19 protein-coding genes are annotated in these 19,289 nt (G+C 39.0%); 5 read left to right on the top strand and 14 right to left on the bottom strand.

Annotated features, from left to right (window positions below; genetic code table 11):
- Positions 1–73 precede the first annotated feature (73 nt).
- On the top strand, positions 74–1,387 hold the full coding sequence (gene ahcY / locus WBF63_RS07190) for an adenosylhomocysteinase (RefSeq protein ID WP_424369035.1): 1,314 nt from the start codon (positions 74–76) through the stop codon (positions 1,385–1,387).
- A 147-nt stretch (positions 1,388–1,534) separates the two neighbouring features.
- On the opposite strand, the gene WBF63_RS07185 is transcribed toward ahcY, so the two are convergent.
- Positions 1,535–1,828: a F0F1 ATP synthase subunit epsilon gene (locus WBF63_RS07185; protein ID WP_424369034.1), complete on the bottom strand. Its 294-nt coding sequence runs from the start codon at positions 1,826–1,828 to the stop codon at positions 1,535–1,537.
- 77 nt (positions 1,829–1,905) lie between these two features.
- The gene (gene atpD, locus WBF63_RS07180; protein ID WP_424369033.1) at positions 1,906–3,417 is read right to left on the bottom strand and encodes a F0F1 ATP synthase subunit beta; all 1,512 of its coding nucleotides are present in this window, start codon (positions 3,415–3,417) and stop codon (positions 1,906–1,908) included.
- Positions 3,418–3,637: 220 nt separating this feature from the next.
- Between atpD and WBF63_RS07175 the strand changes: the two genes are divergently transcribed.
- Both WBF63_RS07175 and WBF63_RS07170 read left to right on the top strand, forming a co-directional pair.
- Positions 3,638–4,564 carry a bifunctional riboflavin kinase/FAD synthetase gene (locus WBF63_RS07175; RefSeq protein ID WP_424369032.1) on the top strand — a complete coding sequence of 309 codons (927 nt, stop codon included), beginning with the start codon at positions 3,638–3,640 and terminating at the stop codon, positions 4,562–4,564.
- A gap of 49 nt (positions 4,565–4,613) precedes the next feature.
- Positions 4,614–5,294, top strand: a complete 681-nt coding sequence (locus WBF63_RS07170) for a hypothetical protein (RefSeq protein WP_424369031.1) — start codon at positions 4,614–4,616, stop codon at positions 5,292–5,294.
- Here WBF63_RS07170 and WBF63_RS07165 read toward each other — a convergent pair.
- The 4 genes from WBF63_RS07165 to dprA form a co-directional block, all read right to left on the bottom strand.
- Positions 5,291–6,445, bottom strand: coding sequence for a thioredoxin-like domain-containing protein (locus WBF63_RS07165; RefSeq protein WP_424369030.1), 1,155 nt, complete (start codon positions 6,443–6,445; stop codon positions 5,291–5,293). The genes WBF63_RS07170 and WBF63_RS07165 overlap by 4 nt on opposite strands.
- A gap of 2 nt (positions 6,446–6,447) precedes the next feature.
- Complete coding sequence (locus WBF63_RS07160) at positions 6,448–8,055, bottom strand: S8 family serine peptidase (RefSeq protein WP_424369029.1); 1,608 nt, start codon at positions 8,053–8,055, stop codon at positions 6,448–6,450.
- Between the two features lie 110 nt (positions 8,056–8,165).
- On the bottom strand, positions 8,166–9,506 hold the full coding sequence (gene gdhA / locus WBF63_RS07155; protein ID WP_424369028.1) for an NADP-specific glutamate dehydrogenase: 1,341 nt from the start codon (positions 9,504–9,506) through the stop codon (positions 8,166–8,168).
- 68 nt (positions 9,507–9,574) lie between these two features.
- Positions 9,575–10,663 (bottom strand): DNA-processing protein DprA, encoded by a 1,089-nt coding sequence (dprA, locus tag WBF63_RS07150; protein WP_424369027.1) that lies wholly within the window; start codon positions 10,661–10,663, stop codon positions 9,575–9,577.
- Between the two features lie 79 nt (positions 10,664–10,742).
- On the opposite strand from dprA, the gene WBF63_RS07145 reads away from it, so the two are divergent.
- Together WBF63_RS07145 and WBF63_RS07140 are read left to right on the top strand one after the other, a co-directional pair.
- On the top strand, positions 10,743–11,627 hold the full coding sequence (locus WBF63_RS07145) for an SPOR domain-containing protein (protein WP_424369026.1): 885 nt from the start codon (positions 10,743–10,745) through the stop codon (positions 11,625–11,627).
- Between the two features lie 60 nt (positions 11,628–11,687).
- The gene (locus WBF63_RS07140; protein WP_424369025.1) at positions 11,688–12,209 is read left to right on the top strand and encodes an acyl-CoA thioesterase; all 522 of its coding nucleotides are present in this window, start codon (positions 11,688–11,690) and stop codon (positions 12,207–12,209) included.
- A gap of 368 nt (positions 12,210–12,577) precedes the next feature.
- Here the strand turns inward: WBF63_RS07140 and WBF63_RS07135 are convergent, their stop codons facing one another.
- The 8 genes from WBF63_RS07135 to WBF63_RS07100 form a co-directional block, all read right to left on the bottom strand.
- Positions 12,578–12,931 (bottom strand): hypothetical protein, encoded by a 354-nt coding sequence (locus WBF63_RS07135; RefSeq protein WP_424369024.1) that lies wholly within the window; start codon positions 12,929–12,931, stop codon positions 12,578–12,580.
- A 14-nt stretch (positions 12,932–12,945) separates the two neighbouring features.
- On the bottom strand, positions 12,946–13,161 hold the full coding sequence (locus WBF63_RS07130) for a hypothetical protein (RefSeq protein WP_424369023.1): 216 nt from the start codon (positions 13,159–13,161) through the stop codon (positions 12,946–12,948).
- Positions 13,162–13,173: 12 nt separating this feature from the next.
- Positions 13,174–13,617, bottom strand: coding sequence for a nucleoside deaminase (locus WBF63_RS07125; RefSeq protein WP_424369022.1), 444 nt, complete (start codon positions 13,615–13,617; stop codon positions 13,174–13,176).
- A gap of 101 nt (positions 13,618–13,718) precedes the next feature.
- Complete coding sequence (locus WBF63_RS07120) at positions 13,719–14,354, bottom strand: 50S ribosomal protein L25/general stress protein Ctc (RefSeq protein ID WP_424369021.1); 636 nt, start codon at positions 14,352–14,354, stop codon at positions 13,719–13,721.
- Positions 14,355–14,462: 108 nt separating this feature from the next.
- Positions 14,463–15,398: a ribose-phosphate pyrophosphokinase gene (locus WBF63_RS07115; RefSeq protein ID WP_424369020.1), complete on the bottom strand. Its 936-nt coding sequence runs from the start codon at positions 15,396–15,398 to the stop codon at positions 14,463–14,465.
- A gap of 92 nt (positions 15,399–15,490) precedes the next feature.
- Positions 15,491–16,165 (bottom strand): rhomboid family intramembrane serine protease, encoded by a 675-nt coding sequence (locus tag WBF63_RS07110; protein WP_424369019.1) that lies wholly within the window; start codon positions 16,163–16,165, stop codon positions 15,491–15,493.
- A gap of 10 nt (positions 16,166–16,175) precedes the next feature.
- Entirely contained in the window at positions 16,176–18,776 is a 2,601-nt protein-coding gene (locus WBF63_RS07105) for a DNA gyrase/topoisomerase IV subunit A (protein WP_424369018.1), read from the bottom strand.
- Complete coding sequence (locus WBF63_RS07100; protein WP_424369017.1) at positions 18,776–19,288, bottom strand: hypothetical protein; 513 nt, start codon at positions 19,286–19,288, stop codon at positions 18,776–18,778. The genes WBF63_RS07105 and WBF63_RS07100 overlap by 1 nt, the downstream gene beginning before the upstream one ends.
- Position 19,289 lies beyond the last annotated feature (1 nt).

Below are 19,289 nucleotides of genomic sequence, written 5' to 3'. Positions count from 1 at the left end.
CTTTGTAAAATTAGTTTGTACCTTTGCACTCCGAAAACTTAAACATTTCAAAATTATAATAAATAAACCGAATATGAGTACACAAGTTGAATACATTCCTTACAAAGTAAAAGATATATCGCTGGCTGACTGGGGAAGAAAAGAAATCAAATTGGCGGAAGCCGAAATGCCCGGATTGATGGCCATCCGTGAAGAATACGGGCCTTCACAACCGCTGAAAGGAGCAAGAATCGCCGGATGTCTGCACATGACCATCCAAACGGCTGTTCTGATTGAAACTTTGGTTGCTTTGGGCGCTGAAGTTACTTGGTCTTCTTGTAATATTTTCTCGACTCAAGATCATGCTGCGGCTGCAATTGCAGCTGCCGGAATTCCGGTTTATGCTTGGAAAGGAATGAATGAAGAAGAATTCGATTGGTGCATCGAACAAACTTTGTTTTTTGGTGAAGACAGAAAACCATTGAACATGATTTTGGACGATGGCGGGGATTTGACCAATATGGTTTTTGATAAATACCCGGAATTAACCGCTGAAATTAAAGGTCTCTCAGAAGAAACCACTACAGGTGTTCACCGTTTGTACGAAAGAATGGTCAACGGAACTTTGGTGATGCCGGCCATCAACGTAAATGACTCGGTAACCAAATCCAAATTTGATAATAAATACGGTTGTCGTGAATCGGCAGTGGATGCAATTCGTCGTGCAACGGATGTGATGTTGGCCGGAAAAAGAGTAGTCGTTTGTGGATACGGTGACGTGGGCAAAGGAACTGCGGCTTCTTTCCGTGGAGCAGGTTCGATCGTAACCGTAACGGAAATCGACCCGATTTGTGCTTTGCAAGCTGCGATGGAAGGTTATGAAGTGAAAAAACTGGATACCGTTGTGCAAACAGCCGATATCATCATCACAACGACCGGAAACTTCAACATCGTTCAGGGAAAACATTTCGAGAAAATGAAAGACAAAACCATCGTTTGTAACATTGGTCACTTCGACAATGAAATCGATATGGCTTGGCTGAATGAAAACTTTGGTTCAACCAAATACGAAGTAAAACCTCAAGTGGATGTTTACAATGTCAACGGAAACGAAATCATCATTTTGGCCGAAGGCCGTTTGGTGAATTTGGGTTGTGCTACCGGTCATCCATCCTTTGTGATGTCCAATTCATTCTCGAACCAAACTTTGGCTCAAATCGAATTGTGGAATCATTCCGACAAATACGAAAACAAAGTTTATACTTTACCGAAACATCTGGATGAAAAAGTAGCGGCTTTGCATTTGGCTAAACTGGGTGTAGAACTGGAAACATTGACGCCTGAACAAGCGAAATACATCGGGGTGGAAGTAGAAGGACCTTTCAAGCCGGAATATTATAGATATTAATCGATTTACGAAGTTCGAAGTTAAATTAAAACCTGTCAGGATTTAAAATCCTGACAGGTTTTTTTGTGGCACAACGAGTTCAAAATTCTGAAAATAAAAAAATCCCGAAAGGCAACTTTCGGGATTTTGTATCTATTTTGGATTGAATTAATTCGCCAAAATTGTCACCACATTATTGCTCATTTCTACTACGCCGCCTGATACTTCAAAGAGATAAACCAATTCGTTACCCGGGGCTTTCTCCAATTTCCCTGAAACATTGTCAAAATCGGCAACTGTTTTAGAGTGCAACTTGATTTTGATGGTTCCTTTGTCAAGCGAAGAAACGATAGGGGCGTGGTTGTTCAGCATCTGGAATTCACCGTCTTTACCAGGAACCGACACCGAATCCACTTCTCCTTCAAAAATCACATGTTGTGGTGTTATGATGTGTAATTTCATTTCTAAATCTTGTTTAAGGTTTAAGGTTCAATGTTTAAAGTTCAACTTGAAACCTTAAACTTGAAACTTTAAACGAATTAAGCATTAACTTCAGCCAACATTTTTTCTCCGTGCTCGATCACATCTTCGATGGTACCTTTCAGGTTGAACGCAGCTTCCGGATATTGGTCTACTTCACCGTCAAGGATCATGTTAAATCCTTTGATGGTATCTTTGATATCAACCAAAACTCCCGGGTTTCCTGTAAACTGCTCGGCCACGTGGAAAGGCTGAGACAAGAAACGCTGAACACGTCTTGCGCGGTGTACAACTTGTTTGTCTTCCTCAGAAAGTTCTTCCATACCCAAAATCGCGATGATATCTTGAAGTGCTTTGTATCGTTGTAAGATTTCTTTTACTCTTTGTGCACAGTTGTAATGTTCGTCTCCCAAAATCTGTGGAGTCAAAATTCTGGAGGTAGAATCCAATGGATCCACCGCCGGATAAATACCCAAAGATGCAATCTTACGAGACAATACCGTTGTGGCATCCAAGTGAGCAAAGGTCGTTGCTGGAGCTGGGTCAGTCAAGTCATCCGCAGGTACGTAAACCGCCTGAACGGAAGTAATGGAACCTCTTTTTGTCGAAGTAATTCTTTCCTGCATCGCACCCATCTCAGTTGCAAGCGTAGGCTGATAACCTACCGCCGATGGCATACGACCCAAAAGCGCCGATACCTCAGAACCTGCCTGTGTAAAACGGAAGATGTTGTCGATGAAGAAAAGTACGTCACGTCCTTGTCCTGAACCATCACCATCACGGTAATATTCAGCCAAAGTCAATCCGGACAATGCTACACGTGCACGTGCTCCCGGAGGTTCATTCATCTGACCAAATACGAAAGCCGCTTTGGATTCTTTCATCACTTCCTTGTCTACTTTTGACAAATCCCATCCTCCTTCTTCCATAGAATGCATAAATTCATCACCATATTTGATGATACCTGCTTCCAACATCTCACGCAGTAAGTCATTTCCTTCACGGGTTCTTTCACCTACCCCGGCAAATACAGACAAACCACCGTGTCCTTTTGCAATATTGTTAATCAACTCCTGAATCAATACGGTTTTACCTACTCCGGCACCACCAAACAATCCGATTTTACCTCCTTTTGCATAAGGCTCAATCAAGTCGATAACTTTGATACCTGTATATAAAACTTCTGATGAAGTAGATAAATCTTCGAATTTCGGAGCCGGTCTGTGAATCGGTAATCCGTTTGTTTTATCAATATTTCCCAATCCGTCAATGGCATCACCCACTACGTTGAATGTACGTCCATTCACGGCTTCACCAATCGGCATGGTAATAGGCGCTCCCAAATCAATTACTTCCTGTCCTCTCTGTAATCCATCAGTTGAGTCCATCGCGATACAACGAACTGTATCTTCACCGATGTGCTGCTCAACCTCAAGAATCAAGGACTCTTTTCCAGCTCTTGGAATTTCAAGTGCATCATAAATTTGCGGAAGACTTTCTGCGTTTTCAAACACTACGTCGATTACCGGACCGATAATCTGTGCGATTTTACCTTTACTTTGGTTTGCCATTGTATAAAGATTAAGTATTTTAAATTTTCGTGCAAATATAAGCCAATCAACCGATTAAAAACGAAGGAATAATAAGATTTTTGTCAGTATTTTAATTTAAACTGTATTTAGCTGGATTTTAGCGAAATTAATCAGATTTTCAAGGGATTATAAATTTTTAAAATTTAATAAAAAAGGATTCTTACCTAATATTCAGACTGAACTTTTAAATTTGCTACCGATGAAGATTTTCAACCACATTAGCGAATGTAAAAATTTAAAAAATCCGGTGCTGACTTTGGGTATGTTTGATGGAATTCACATCGGACATCAGGCCATTATTCGTCAACTCAATGAAATTGCGGAAAAAGAAAACGGAGAAAGTGTTTTGCTGACTTTTGATCCCCACCCAAGAGTGGTTTTGGGGAAAGCTGCTGATGATTTACAACTTTTAACAACTCTGAATGAAAAAATAGAACTCCTCGAAAATTCAGGATTGGAAAATCTGATTCTTCATCCGTTTACCAAAGTATTTGCAAATCTGAGTGCTGAAGATTTTGTAGAAGAATTATTGGTCAATGAAATCGGCATTCATACTATTGTCATTGGTTATGACCATCATTTTGGGAAAAACAGGCAGGGAAATTTTGAACAGCTTAATGAATTCTCCAAAAAATACAATTTTCAAGTCGTTAAAATCGAAGAAGTAAAATCAGATGGAAATCATATCAGTTCAACTCAAATCAGAAATGCTTTAATTCAGGGAAATGTTGAATTTGCCAATGAAGGTTTGGGAAGAAATTATTCGCTAACCGGAAAAGTAATTCACGGCGATAAACTCGGACGCACACTTGGTTTCCCGACTGCAAACCTCGAAACCGAACGATTCAAACTCATTCCCGGCAACGGTGTTTACATCGTGAAAGCTTTTCTGAAAGATGAAGTTTTTAAAGGTTTGCTCAGTATCGGCACACGTCCGACCGTGACGAATTCCAACGAAAAAAGAGCCGAAGTTTACCTGATGGATTTTGACCGTGAAATTTATGGTGAAACGCTGAAAATTGAAGTTTTACATAAAATCCGTGACGATCAAAAGTTTGATTCGCTACAAGATTTGGTTAAACAAATGAATCTTGACAAAAACTTTGCGGAGCAATACCAAATTTGAAATTGGTTTAAGTTTTGCTAACTTAGATCCGGCTTCTAAATCCGGAAATATGAGAATCCTAAAATTGCTAAGTTTTGCCTTCCTAATTCTTTATTCTTGCAACGAAAAAAAAGAAGAAACCGTTTCTGATATTATTTTGCAGGATACAGATTCCTTAGAATATGTAGGAGAAATCGAATCAGAACCCTCTGCTTTAGCCGATTTGGAGTCCAATTCAACCTTTCAAAACTGGCTGAAATTCTATAAATCTGCAGATTCGGGGATTTCTGTTAGTAATTTCAGTCTAACTGAAGTTCAAAAACTGGACACTATGCGAGGAAATGTTACCGGAAATTTTGATCCTGCATTTGATAAAACCTACGAACCTTTCCTCATTTACAATCCTTCCAAAACTATGTATCTGGACATCGACAGTTATAATTGGTCGATTGACAATGAGGGAGTTGCGCAGTTTGAAGCCGATCAGGAAGTAAATCTTGTAAGTCTGACCGACAAAACCGTGAGCCGTGTTGCTTTTTTCGGGCCTTCACATTGGGTTGATGATGCATTTTGGGTAAGTGATTCCATTTTTGTTTTGCTCGAAAACGGCAATGATAATCAACCCGGAATCATGACCTATAACCTGAAAGATAATTCCATATATCTTTTCAGCAGTGATGAAATCAGCCCTTCCAACAAAAAATACATTCAGTCAAGACTGGAGAAAAATGGCGTGAAGTTTACGCCTTAAAATCCCAATAAATTTTCTAAAGTTTGATTTAAATCTCTATGGTTTGGCTCACCGCCTCCTCTCCATCTTTTTATAATTTTCCCATCGGGGCCAATTAAAATTTTAACAGGTATTGCCGTTATTAAATAATTTGCTTTTAAATCAATCTCATTTTGTTTAATGGAGATTTGAATCCACTGATTCATTTCAAATTTATCGATTGCATTGATCCATTTTTCTAGATTTTCATCTTCAGAAATTCCGATTATTTTTAAGCCTGAATTCTGATATTTCTTATTGACTTCGTGTAAGTAAGGCAAATCATCCAAACAAGGTCTACACCAACTCGCCCAAAAATCAAGCAGGACATAATTTCCTTTGAATTGAGACAAAATTTGAGAATCGCTGTTTATATCAAGCACTGAAAAGTCCGGAGCCATCACGCCATTTCTGCTTTGTTTAAAAGACGGAATGATCTCAAATAATCCTTTCCCTTTGCTGGATTGTTTGATTTTTTCAGTAAGTGAATCTGAGGCCGAATAAATCATTTCGGAAATTTCATCGGCATTTTTATTATACATTCCCCAAATAAGCAGATCGGGAGAAAGATAAGAATCCGGATGAGTCAGAGCGAATTCAACCCCGGATTTTGCAATTTCGAATTTAATTGAGTCTGATTTAAACCAGCGTTTTTCAATTTCTTTTTGTAAACTTTCGTTTTTTCCGACCTCTTTTATTTCATTATTTAATTTTTGCAGCTTTTCATTGTTCTCCTTCATAAGTTGATTGAGAGGTTTCCGCAAAATCCTTAATTTCTCTCTTTCATCTTCAGTTTTAACGCCGCTTATCCGAATCGAACTTAAATCGGCATAATCAAATTGAAACTTAACCGTGTCGGGTTCAATGTAAAAAACTTTATTATCAGTATCGGAATGATAAAAATCTTTGTTTTTGGATAAATAAAAATAAATTGGCTCTTTGATTTCTAAATCATACTCGAATTTATTCCCACTAATCAGCACCGAATCTTTCAAGCCGGGATCATCATAGCCTACATACAAATATTGGCCATTTGCATCAGAATTGGTTTCGCCGATAATTTTAACCTTTCCTTGAGCTAAAAGAGAATTTCCGAAAATTATAATTAATAAAAAACTAAAAAATTTATACACTATTACTTCTTAATCAACTTCTGAATTTGAGTTTCTCCGTTTTCCAATTGAATTTTCAGCACATAAATTCCTTTTGGCAAATCCTGAATATTGATTTGATTGGAGGAATTATATTTTCGGACAATTTTACCTTCAACAGAAATCAACTGAAGTTGTCTGATTGGTTTTTCCGACTGAATATTCACAATTCCTGAACTTGGATTTGGATACACAACGACTGAGGATGCTTCAAAATCTTGGACAGACATCATGATATTATAGGCTTCTCCAAAATCAGGAATTCCATAGCCCAACTGATCGGTTGGATTTTCATATAAATGTGCAGATTTTCTCACATTTTCCCGCATTATTGCGGGGTGAACTTCCGGATAAGCCTGAATCAGACAAGCCATAGCGCCGGCCATAATAGGAGAGGAGAAGGAGGTTCCGCTTGAGAAATCTATCTGACCATTTGGTCGAATGACTGCAGCATTTGAACCCAATGCATCTACGTCCGGTTTAATTCTTCCATCTGCTGTTGGCCCAAAGGAAGAAAACCCTGCCGCCGTATTGTCAGACCGTACCGCACCAATGGTAAATACATCAACCCCATCGGCAGGTGCCGTTATATAATGCCAGGAATCATTCCCAGAATTTCCTGCAGAATTTACTACCATAATTCCTTTTTCAGCAGCAATCTGAGCGCCGCGGGTAATGAAAGTCGTCTGGCCGTCCATGTCTTCATAAGTATAATCATACTTCGGATCGTCAAAATCACTGTAACCCAAAGAAGTGTTGATAACATCTACACCGATGCTGTCCGCTCTTTCAGCAGCAGCAATCCAGTTGACTTCTTCATCGGGTAGTTCATGATCGGTATTTTCTGTGATAAACAAATAAAAATCAGCGTCTATGGCAGTCCCGACAAATTGATTTTCAATGTATCCACCGATTGTGGACAAAACAACTGTTCCGTGTGAGCCACGCGAATAGATATTTTCATTGTTATCAATGAAATTGTATCCGCCTTTAATCTGTCCGTTATTTCTAATGTAAGCAAAACCCGATTCTGTATTTACGCCGGGAAAACCATTGTCCATTACTGCAATTGTAATTCCTTCGCCAGTAAAACCCAGGTTGTGCAGATATTGAAGATTCAGCTGTGTAACTTGTGTTTCTGTTGCGCCGTAAACGAAATCTGTAATTCCATTTTCGGTTTGACTTTCATTCGGAACGAAAAGCTTATTAGTGAGCGGTGTTCCATCTCCTGTTTTGAATTTATTCTGAACAAAAGTTTCGACTTCAGAAACGAAACCGAGCGACTCAGCTTGTGAAATCTGCGCATCGGTACACCATGCAAATATTCCGTTGAACCATTTTGAAATCAATATCGGCTGAATTCCGATGGCTTCTACTTGTGTAACGTAGGCGGTTTCAACAGGAACGTCCTGCATATTTAATTCAATATCATATTTAGCGCGTCTGTCAAGCGATTTTTGAGAAAGCATCAGAAGCGGATTGTCAAAATAGGTATCAGCGGAAGGTTTATCGTTAAATTTAATCAGAACCAGATCCTGTGAGAATAAAAATCCGGTTAGTATTAAAAATAAAAGGGTAATAAATTTTTGCATGTGTGAATTATTTAGAACTGCAAGTTAGTTATTTTCCGAAAAAATTATTCATAAAAAAGGTCTTGCTTTAAATTAAAACAAGACCTAAATATTTCTGACTGAATTAAATCCTAAACTACACCTTGCGCCAGCATGGCATCGGCTACTTTTACAAATCCTGCAATGTTTGCGCCTTTTACATAATCGATATAACCATCATCATTTCTTCCAAATTTCACACAGGAGTCGTGAATGTCACCCATGATTTTGGTAAGAATGCGGTCAATTTCGTCGGCCGACCATTCGATTCGCAATGAATTCTGAGACATTTCGAGTCCAGAAGTAGCAACTCCACCGGCATTGGAAGCTTTGCCCGGCGAGAAAAGAACTTTGTGTTTCTGAAACCATTCGAGCGCCTCGGGTGTCGTGGGCATATTGGCACCTTCCACTACACATTGTACACCGTTTTCCACAAGCATTTTAGCATCTTCCAGATGCAATTCATTTTGAGTTGCACATGGCATAGCGATATCAACTTTTTGCATCCATGGACTTTTTCCTTCGAAATATGGAACGCCATATTTTTCGGCATAAGGTTTTACCACATCATTATTGGAAGCGCGAAGTTCGAGCATATAGTCAATTTTTTCACCCGAAATTCCATCTTCATCATAAATATGTCCGTCCGGACCGGATAGGGTTACTACTTTTGCGCCCAGTTCTGAAGCTTTCGTCACCGCACCCCAGGCAACATTTCCGAAACCTGAAACGGCAATGGTTTTTCCCTGGATTTCTTCTGCATTATTTTTCAGCATAGCCTTCAAGAAATAAACCGCACCGTAACCTGTTGCTTGCGGACGAAGTAAAGATCCGCCCCAGCTCATTCCTTTTCCGGTAATCACACCCGTGAAATCATTGTGAAGTTTTTTGTACATACCGAACATATAACCGATTTCGCGCGCACCCACGCCTATGTCTCCTGCGGGAACGTCTGTGTTGGGACCAATGTGACGGTATAGTTCTGCCATGAAAGCGTGACAAAAACGCATGATTTCGGAATCTGATTTTCCTCTCGGATCGAAATCAGAACCACCTTTGGCACCACCCATCGGCAAAGTTGTCAAAGCATTTTTAAATGTTTGTTCAAATGCGAGAAACTTCAAAATACTTAAATTCACACTCGGATGAAAACGAAGCCCGCCTTTGTAGGGCCCGATGGCCGAATTCATCTGAATCCGATAACCTCTGTTCATCTGGATCTGCCCTTTGTCATCTACCCAGGGAACTCTGAACGTAATGGTTCTTTCCGGCTCGGTCATTCTCAGTAAAAGATTCTGACCATAATAAATTTCTTTGTCAACGATATACGGAAGGATTGTTTCCGCCACTTCTCTTACGGCTTGTAAGAATTCCGGCTCGTGTGGATTTCTTGCTTCCACTTCCACCATGAAATCATGTATGATTTTCTCCATTTGACTTTAATTTGTTTTAAACAAATTTATATTTTTCTCAAATTTGACAAGTAAATTTTTCGCTTTTTTTAATTTAACCCATAGAATTTTCCCGAAAATGCTTTTATCACTCCTTTCAGCTCCAAATTGAGGAGGATGCTGTTCAGTTTAAATACCGGTAATTTCAGATTGTTTGAAAGTGCGTCTATTTGTTGTCGTCCATTGGTTTTGATAAATTCATAAATCAGCTTTTCTTCAGGCTCTAATTCAATGAAAAGTTCTGTCTGAACGGGTTTAGGTTTTGATTTCAAATTAAAATAGCTCAACAAATCATCTGCATTTCTGATCATCACTGCTTGATTGGTTTGGATAAGATGGTTACATCCCAGACTAAATTTATCATCCACCCGACCGGGAACTGCAAAGACTTCACGATTGTATGAATTGGCGTACTGAGCCGTTGCCAGCGCGCCTCCTTTTTTTGCTGACTCCACTACCACAACGGCGTCGCAAAGTCCGGCGATGATGCGGTTTCGAAGTACAAAATTCATCGCTTCGGCATTGTGAAAAGTTGAATATTCTGTGAGAAGTGCTCCGTTTTGAATGATTTCCCTGGCATCTTTTCGGTGAGCCGATGGCGAAATTCTGTTCAGTCCGTGGGCAAGTACCGCTACATTTGGAATTTGGTGCCGGATAGAATTCCGATGGGCTTCGATATCGCATCCATAGGCGAGCCCACTGATGATGCCGATTTTCTGTGTGGCCAATTCATCCAGCAAATCTTCTATAAATTTCTTTCCATACAAAGTCATTTGCCGCGTGCCAACAATGCCAATCTGAAGTCTTTCCTGAAAGGAATAATTTCCTTTTTTGAACAGAATTAAAGGTGAATCCGAACAGTTTTTTAGTTTCTCCGGATATTCATTTGAAGTAATTTCAAGGATTTCGATTTCGTTTTTGGCACAAAACTGAATTTCCTTTTCGGCCAGTTCCAAAAGTTCAGATGATTGAAAATTTGAAATCAAATCCATTCTTCCACGGAAAATTTCTTTTAATTCTTTTCGTGGAAGGTTCCAAAGTTCTTTGGGCTCAACGACTTTGATAATTTTTCGTTGATTAATCGGCCCGATTCCCGGAACATAAGTTAGTGCCAGTAAATGGAGAAGGTCAGGGTTCATTCCCCTAAATTAATAAAAGTTTATTAACAATTTATCTACGACCGGGTTTTTTATCTTTTTTAATTTGTAATTTTGGGTTATGAATTTGGAAAAATATATCTCAACCTTATTGTATCGCCACGATTGTGTGGTGGTGCCTGAGTTTGGTGCATTTATCGCCCAAAAAACCAATGCCGGTTATACGTCAGAAACTTCTGTCTTTACCCCACCTTCCAAACAGATTGCTTTCAATCCTTCGCTGGTGAAAAACGACGGATTATTGATTCAGGAAATGGCGCAGTTTGGCGGAATTTCATTTGAAAAGGCAAAAGATGAAGTTGAAAACGCTGTTCAATTCTGGAAAAATCATCTCAACATCAATTCTACTTTGGTATTACCCGAATTGGGAACGCTCAAAAAAGATGAAAACGGACTTTTAAGCTTTGAACCGTCCGGCAGAAATTATCTTCTGGATTCATTTGGTTTGGAAAGTGTAAGAGCTAAATATATTTTACCTTCAGAAACTACCGGTACATCGACCATCTGGTGGAAAGTAGCGGCAGTAGTTCCCATTTTGATTGGTGGATTTCTATATTTTGGCAAACCGCAACCGGTAACCGATTTCGTGAACCAACAATGGAGTGGTTTCGTTTCGCCGGTTCTGAATCCCAATGTCAAAGCTGCACCAGCAGTAATTTCGCCGATAAAATCGGTGGAAACGGAAGCTGAAACTTATAAAAATGAAGTTTTAACCGTACATGATTATCAGGTAATTTCAGGTTCGTTCCGAAAAGCGGAAGAAGCAGATGCACAAGTTGAAAAACTTCATAAAAAAGGTTTTGATCAGGCAAAAATGACACAGAAGAAAGGAAATTTTTACTATGTAGCTTTTAAAACTTTTCCTACCAAAGAAGAAGCCTTAGAATACCGAAAAACTGTAAAAGAAGAATTCCCGGAAACCTGGGTTTTATCTTTGAAAGAATAAGACAAGAATTTGTATAAAGCATAATTATTAAAGACCTTTGCGCCGCAAAAGGTCTTTTTTATGAACACAAAAATCAAAACGCCGTCTGATTCGGCAGCCGTTCTTACCAATCTGGTTCTACCGGGCGAAACCAATATGCTGAATAACCTGTTTGGTGGTGAATTATTGGCGCGAATGGACAGGATTTCTTCCATCGCTGCACGTCGCCATTCCGAAAGTTTTCAGGTCGTAACGGCAAGTGTGAACCATGTTTCTTTTAATACGCCGGTTCCACTCGGGAGCATCGTGAAGCTGGAAGCAAAAGTTACACGGGCGTTTTCAAGTTCCATGGAAATTTATGTGGATGTCTGGATTGATGATCCGATTACACAGGAATTAATCAAAACCAATAACGGAATTTATACGTTTGTGGCGGTGGATCAAAACAATAAACCGGTTCCGGTTCCGCAAATCAAACCGGAGACCGAAGAAGAAATTGAACGTTACGATGCGGCTTTGCGCAGAAAACAACTGAGTTTAATTCTCGCCGGAAAATTAAATCCCAAAGAAGCACATGAGCTGAAAGCTTTGTTTATGGGTTGACCCTTTCGTGTTTTGTCATAATCATCCTTTGTCTCGCACCTTTGAATTTATGATTCCCCATCTACACATTTGGAACACCTGATAAGGAAAAACCCATTTTCGAGCGATTTAAAGAACCGAAAAGCAACAAAACAAACTTTTGGCCGTCCTGTTTTTCATTTCCTATATTTTCTAAATTACTGAAAATCAATTTTGTTTTCTTTTTAAATTATCGTATCAACATGTTTGGAACATCACCAAAAAATTAGCTAAACCACCACCAATACAAGCGGGATAAAATTTACCGTAAAGTGATTCTTTTATAAATTTAACATTGTATTGTTCTAATAATTTCATATCTAAATCACTTTCGATAGTCAATTTATTTTCTATTGTGCTAAATAATCCCTCCATGCTTCTACTATTACCTTGAAATCAGAAGTTGGCATAACAAAATCTGGAGTTGCATTTGGATTATTATACCAAATATCTCCTTCATCATAAAATTTAGTTTCTGTAAGGTTAGCGATACACAATAAAAAACTCTGTGTAGGCTTTTCCAAAAATGTAATCTCACCAGTTAATAATTTTGTAAAAATGTCCACTAACTCATTTACTTCAATTAAACTGTGTTCGTATAAAAAATTTGATATCAAACCATTGTTTGCATATATCATTTTGATTTGTTCCCCAAAGGCATCTTGGACACCAAATCTCACTTTATAGTCATTTAATACACTCATCTTTAATATTTAAATTATAAATTTTTCTTAATATATCTTTTTGGCCAACACGTTTTTGGCACAGAAATAAAATCATCAATTATTCCCATATTGGGTCCATAGCGAGGCCCTATACAAATTTCCAAAATTTTACCATCACTCATTTGTCCTAAAAAGATATTACCATTTCCAGAATATCTCCGATAGCGCGGATTTGCAATCCGTGACCATTCAAATATAATATATTTCATTTTCTATGTCATTTACTTTCTTTTCGATTTAAAAAAACCCTTCACAACCTCTGAACATTCCTTTTCCAGAACCCCAAATACCACTTCCGTTTTGGGATGGAGTTTTATTCCCGCATTTTGAAATCCCCGTTTTTCATCTTTTGCCCCAATGACCACCTTCCCGATTTGACTCCAATAAAGCGCTCCGGCACACATCACACAAGGTTCGAGTGTAACATATAAGGTACATTCAGGCAAATATTTTCCTCCCAAATAATTGGCAGCAGAAGTGATCGCCTGCATTTCGGCGTGAGCGGTTACGTCGGTCAGGGTTTCCGTCAAATTATGACCTTTGGCGATGATTCTATTTTTGGAAACAATGATCGCTCCGATGGGCACTTCATCTTTTTCAAAGGCAGCATAAGCTTCATCGAGTGCCTTTCGCATAAAATATTCGTCCGAAAATAATTCTTCCATTTGATAAACTTAGTAAATTTCCATTTACAAATTCAATTCAAATTCATTCATAAAAAAACTCCGACTGAAAGCCGGAGTTTCTATTTCGATTAAGATAAAACTTATTCTGCAGCACCTTCTTCAGAAGCAGCTTCCGCAGCAGGAGCTTCTCCTTCTGCAGTTTCTTCCTCATCGTCAGTATCAGCAACAGCCGTTCTTGAAGTTCTGATGGCTACGATAACCGCGTTGTCCGGGTGAAGAATTGTATAATCTTCCGTACGGATTGATTCTACATATTTCTTATTACCGATACGCATAGGCGTCACATCAATTACGATTTCGTCAGGTAAATTTGCCGGAACAGCTTTTACCTTTAGTTTACGCATATTGAAACGAAGAACACCACCGTTCACTACACCACGAGCACGTCCTGTCAAGCGAACCGGAACATCAATCGCAACTGCTTTATCATCATGCAATTGGAAAAAGTCCGCATGGATGATTTTGTCAGTTACCGGATGAAACTGAATGTCCTGCAAGATTGCAGCTACTTTCGTTCCATCAGCCAACTCTAAGTTTACAGTGTGTGCTTCCGGTGTATAAACCAAATTTTTGAAGCTTTTCTCGTCTGTTGAGAAATGCAAAGGTTCATTACCACCATAAACAACACAAGGTACTTGGTCAGCATTACGTAAGGCACGCGTTGCAGCTTTGCCCACGCTTTCTCTTTTTACACCTTGAATTGTAATAGATTTCATTTTTTTGTTTTTAATTGTTTTTAATTTGAAAAATGCAATATTCCATTATAATTACCTCTCAGAAGAGTCATTTAAAAAGAATATTTCATGAAATTCTTTATAATAAATTTAAATAATAAATTTCGAACTAATTGATTTTCTGCTATGTACCATATGCATAACATCAGCAAAAAGTGGCGCGCAAGATAACACTTTTATTTTAGATCCGGAATAATTTTTTAAAGGAATACTATCCGTGACAGCAACTTCCACTAAAGGTGACTTTTCAATCCGCTCATAAGCATTGCCTGATAAAACCGGATGGGTAGCGACCGCGCGTACGCTTTTGGCTCCTTTTTCCATAATCAGTTCTGCTGCTTTGGTCAGCGTTCCGGCGGTGTCAATCATATCATCCAGCAAAATCACGTTCCTTCCTTCGACTTCACCGATTAACATCATATTTTCAACCTGATTGGCTCTTTTTCTTTCCTTGTGACAAATTACAATGTCTGCATTCAGATGTTTCGAATAATTATTAGCACGTTTGGCACCTCCCATATCGGGCGAAGCAATCGTAAGGTTATCCAAATTTAAACCTTTAATGTAATCCACAAAAATCGTGGAAGCATAGAGATGATCAACCGGAATTTCAAAAAATCCCTGAATCTGATCGGCATGTAAATCCATTGTCATGACACGAGTTGCACCTGCAGCTGTAATCATTTTTGCTACAAGTTTTGCTCCGATGGGAACACGGGGAGCATCTTTTCTATCTTGTCTTGCATAACCATAATAAGGAATTACCGCTGTAATTTTGTCTGCAGAAGCACGTTTGGCGGCATCACACATGAGCAAAAGTTCCATCAGATTATCGCTCGGTTGAAAAGTTGACCCGATGATAAACACCCGAGCGCCTCGAACCGATTGTTCGAATGCAGGCTGAAATTCCCCATCGCTGAAATCTACGATTTTAAGTTTTCCCAATTTCTCACCATAATTTTCTGCGATTTTTTCAGCTAATACTTGGCTAGTTCGGGTTGAAAACAACAAAGCATTTTGTTCCATGTGTGTAAATATTTATGTGTTGCGTGAAATGGTGTACAAAATTATAAAAATTCTCACCTTTAATAGAATTAATCAGGCAATTATTTAATAAATCAGTTCTTTCTCGCCCTGATCGCCATTACCAGTAAAACCGCAATCGGAATCAGCATTCCCAAAATATAAATCATATTCTGCTCGAACAGATAAGGAGCAAAAATCAAAGGGAAAACCAAACCGACGATGGCTCCGCCCAAATGCGCTTCGTGACCTATGTTGCCCAATTGTTTCTGAACACCGTAAACCGAATAGCCTAAATACAAAATCGCAAAAAGCCAACCTTTGATCGGAAGTGCAAAAAACAGGTAAAGTTGTAAATCAGGATAAACCACAATCGAAGCAAATAAAATTCCCGAAACCCCACCTGAAGCTCCAACTGCCGAATAATTCGGATTGTTTTGCTGAAAGAGCAAAGCCAGTAAATTTCCTCCGATAATTGCCAAAAGATAAAGTACTGCAAAAAGTACTGATCCCGTCGCTATATCATTGCCCATGTGACGTGCAAAGAAGCCAATTACCACGTTGGCAAAGAAAAACAGCGTAAGCATATTGAAAAGCAAATGCGTCATATCGACATGCAAAAAACCTGATGTAAGTAAGCGGTCGTATTGTTTTCCGCGCGTGATCGCTTGCGGTTGAAATTTGAACCGGTCAAAAAGTGCGTAATTATTAAAAGCCCTCAGACTAAAAATTACGGTGACCGCTATGATGATGATGGTTATTAATGCCATTTAAATTTATTTATTGATTTTCTTCTTCCGGTTTTTCATTTTCTTCCGTACTTACGGGAATATCAAAAAGCAAAGCTTGTTCGCCAGATGAACCGTCCAACTCCTCGGAATCGATGCTTGGGATTTCTTCTTCCTCTGGTTCTTCCGGCGCCGGTTGCAGATTGATTTGTTTGATTTTATAAGTCGTGAGCTGATTTCCTTGTGCTTTGATACCTTTCACTGAAATAAATTCTTCCAGATTTATGGTTTCCGAATCACGTTCCACACCTTTTATTTTGGCAAAAATCAAATCTACCACCGGAATTTTCTGTGTGGTAACCATTTCCACAAATGAATTCGGATTTTCCGAGAAAAAGAAAGGTTGGGGATTTAAAGTATCTTCCAATTGGAACCTTTTTACAAAATACCGTTCTTTATCGGCATCGTAATAAATACAAGTCAGGGGTTTGTCGGGATTCCATTTTTCAAGAATCAAAAGTTCGTGGTCATATCGATTGCTCAAATCAAAACTAGTAAGTTTGGCTTCGCCTTTGTCATTGACAGTGAGTATTTTATCGGTTCCTTTGAAAGCGCCCAAAAGTTCACCTCGTCCGTCGGCATTCAGTCTTCTTACAGTATCGTCAAACCAAATTTTGCGTGGTGCCAGTGTGGAAACTCCTTCTTCTTTGAGTTCAACTTTTTTAACCGGATATTTAGTTACGAGATTTCCTTTGGAAGCGCGTCCTTTTACGGCAAGTTCAGAAAAATCAACATCTATTTTTAGTTTTTTAAGCCTTTGGTTGGGTTTGAGCAAAACCTGAATTATTTCTGCTTCGCCGTTTGGATTGGCCGAAAAATAAAGCGTTTCCGAACCTTTGTTTCCATTTGTCAGATCATATTCCCGGTCTCTCGTAATTCCGGTGACCGCAAAACGTTTCATATAGGACGGACCGTTTTTTCCATCGCGGTAAATCATATTGTAAATGGTGCGTTTATCGTTTTTCTGCCAAACAGCTATGTGAATGATTCCCTTTCCTACAAAGGTTTTAGCATCGACTTTTGTTACCATCATTACACCGTCGTTTCGGAAGACGATGATGTCGTCAATGTCGGAACATTCAAATAAAAATTCGTCTTTTTTAAGTGAAGTTCCGATGAATCCTTCTGTGCGATCCACATAAAAACGCACGTTGGCAACCGCAACTTTTGTGGCGTCAATGTTGTCAAACACACGGATTTCGGTTTTGCGTTCGCGACCTTTTCCGTATTTGGCTTTCAGGTTTTTATAATAGTCCACGGCATAATCAATCAGATTTTCCAGATGGAATTTTACCTGTTCAATTTTTCCTTCCAATGATTCAAGGAATTGCTGGGCTTTGTCCAAATCGAATTTAGAAATACGTTTGATGCGGATTTCGGTCAGTCGAACGATGTCTTCTTCGGTTACTTCGCGAAGCAAATGACTCGTAAACGGCTTCAAACCTTTGTCAATAGCTTGAATCACGCCTTCCCAAGTTTCTTCTTGTTCAATATCGTGGTAAATTCGGTTTTCGATGAAAATTCGTTCCAAAGAAGAAAAATGCCATTGTTCTTGTAATTCTTTTAATTCGATTTCCAATTCCCGTTTCAGCAAGGCTACCGTATGGTCTGTATTTCTTCTGAGAATTTCCGAAACGTTTAAAAATTCCGGACGGTTAACGTTGATGACACAAGCATTGGGCGAAATGGAAATTTCGCAGTCCGTAAAGGCATACAGAGCATCGATCATTTTGTCGGGAGAAATTCCAGGTGCCAAATGAACTAGAATTTCTACATTTTCGGCGGTGTTGTCTTCGATTTTCTTGATTTTGATTTTTCCTTTGTCATTGGCTTTCAAAATCGAATCAATTAAACTTCCGGTCGTCGTCCCGAACGGTATTTCTGTAATTTTAAGCGTTAATTTATCTTCCTGCTGGATTTTGGCGCGCACCCGAACTTTTCCGCCACGTTGCCCGTCGTTGTAATCGCTTACATCAATGTATCCGCCCGTGATAAAATCCGGATATAGAATAAATTTTTTCCCGCGTAAATAGGCGATGGAAGCATCAATTAATTCATTAAAATTATGTGGAAGAACTTTTGTGGACAATCCTACTGCGATTCCTTCAACGCCTTGTGCAAGCAGCAAAGGGAATTTTACGGGAAGATTGTCGGGTTCTTTGTTTCGTCCGTCATAGGAGGGAAGCCACTCAGTCGTTTTGGGGTTGAAAACGACTTCCAGTGCAAAGGGAGTAAGGCGTGCCTCAATATATCGTGCTGCCGCTGCACCATCACCCGTCAAGACATTTCCCCAGTTTCCTTGTGTGTCGATGAGCAATTCTTTCTGACCTATTTGCACCATGGCATCGGTAATGGCCATATCGCCATGCGGATGATATTTCATGGTGTTTCCAACAACATTGGCTACTTTGTTGTAACGACCGTCTTCCAACTCTCTCATGGAATGCATAATCCGACGCTGTACAGGTTTTAATCCGTCAAAAACAGATGGAATCGCCCTTTCCAGAATTACATAGGATGCATAATCGAGGAACCAATCCTCATACATTCCCGATATCTTTTTGATGGTTTCTTCGTGTTGTTGTTCGCTCATTATGAATTAACTTCTTCTAAATTAAGGATGTTGTTTTCTTGATTTCGTTTTAAGATACGGTTAAGGGATATTTTTAAATCTGAAATTTCACTTTTATTCAAATAAGTTATATTGAATGATAATTTTGCCACTCCGGAATGAGAGCGTTTGCTGGTAACATAGAGTTCCAGTTTTTTGTGTAAAAAACTACTTTTTATTTTGAACGAAACCAATTTGTTTTTTGGAAAATCTACAATTAATCTTGTTCTGGGAAAATATTTCACCCAAAATGCATCTTGGGTTTTGATGTTCAGAACTTCTCCGTCACTGCTGTATTCCACATGCTGATGGCCTAATTTGTAAAACAAATAAATCAGGAATATGAAAAGCCCAATATAGACATAAGGCGGCGCAATTCTGGTAATAGCCGGAATAGGGATGAAAATAAGTATAATGCTGAATATGAGCCCGATAAATAATAAGGTGTAAAAGGCTTCGATATATACATTTACTCTTTTGTTGTTAATTCTCATT

It is taken from the genome of Moheibacter sp., from assembly GCF_049672845.1.
Taxonomy (GTDB): Bacteria; Bacteroidota; Bacteroidia; order Flavobacteriales; family Weeksellaceae; genus Moheibacter.
Note: the sequence above shows the minus strand (reverse complement) of the source record. Positions and strands in the feature narration are given on the sequence as shown.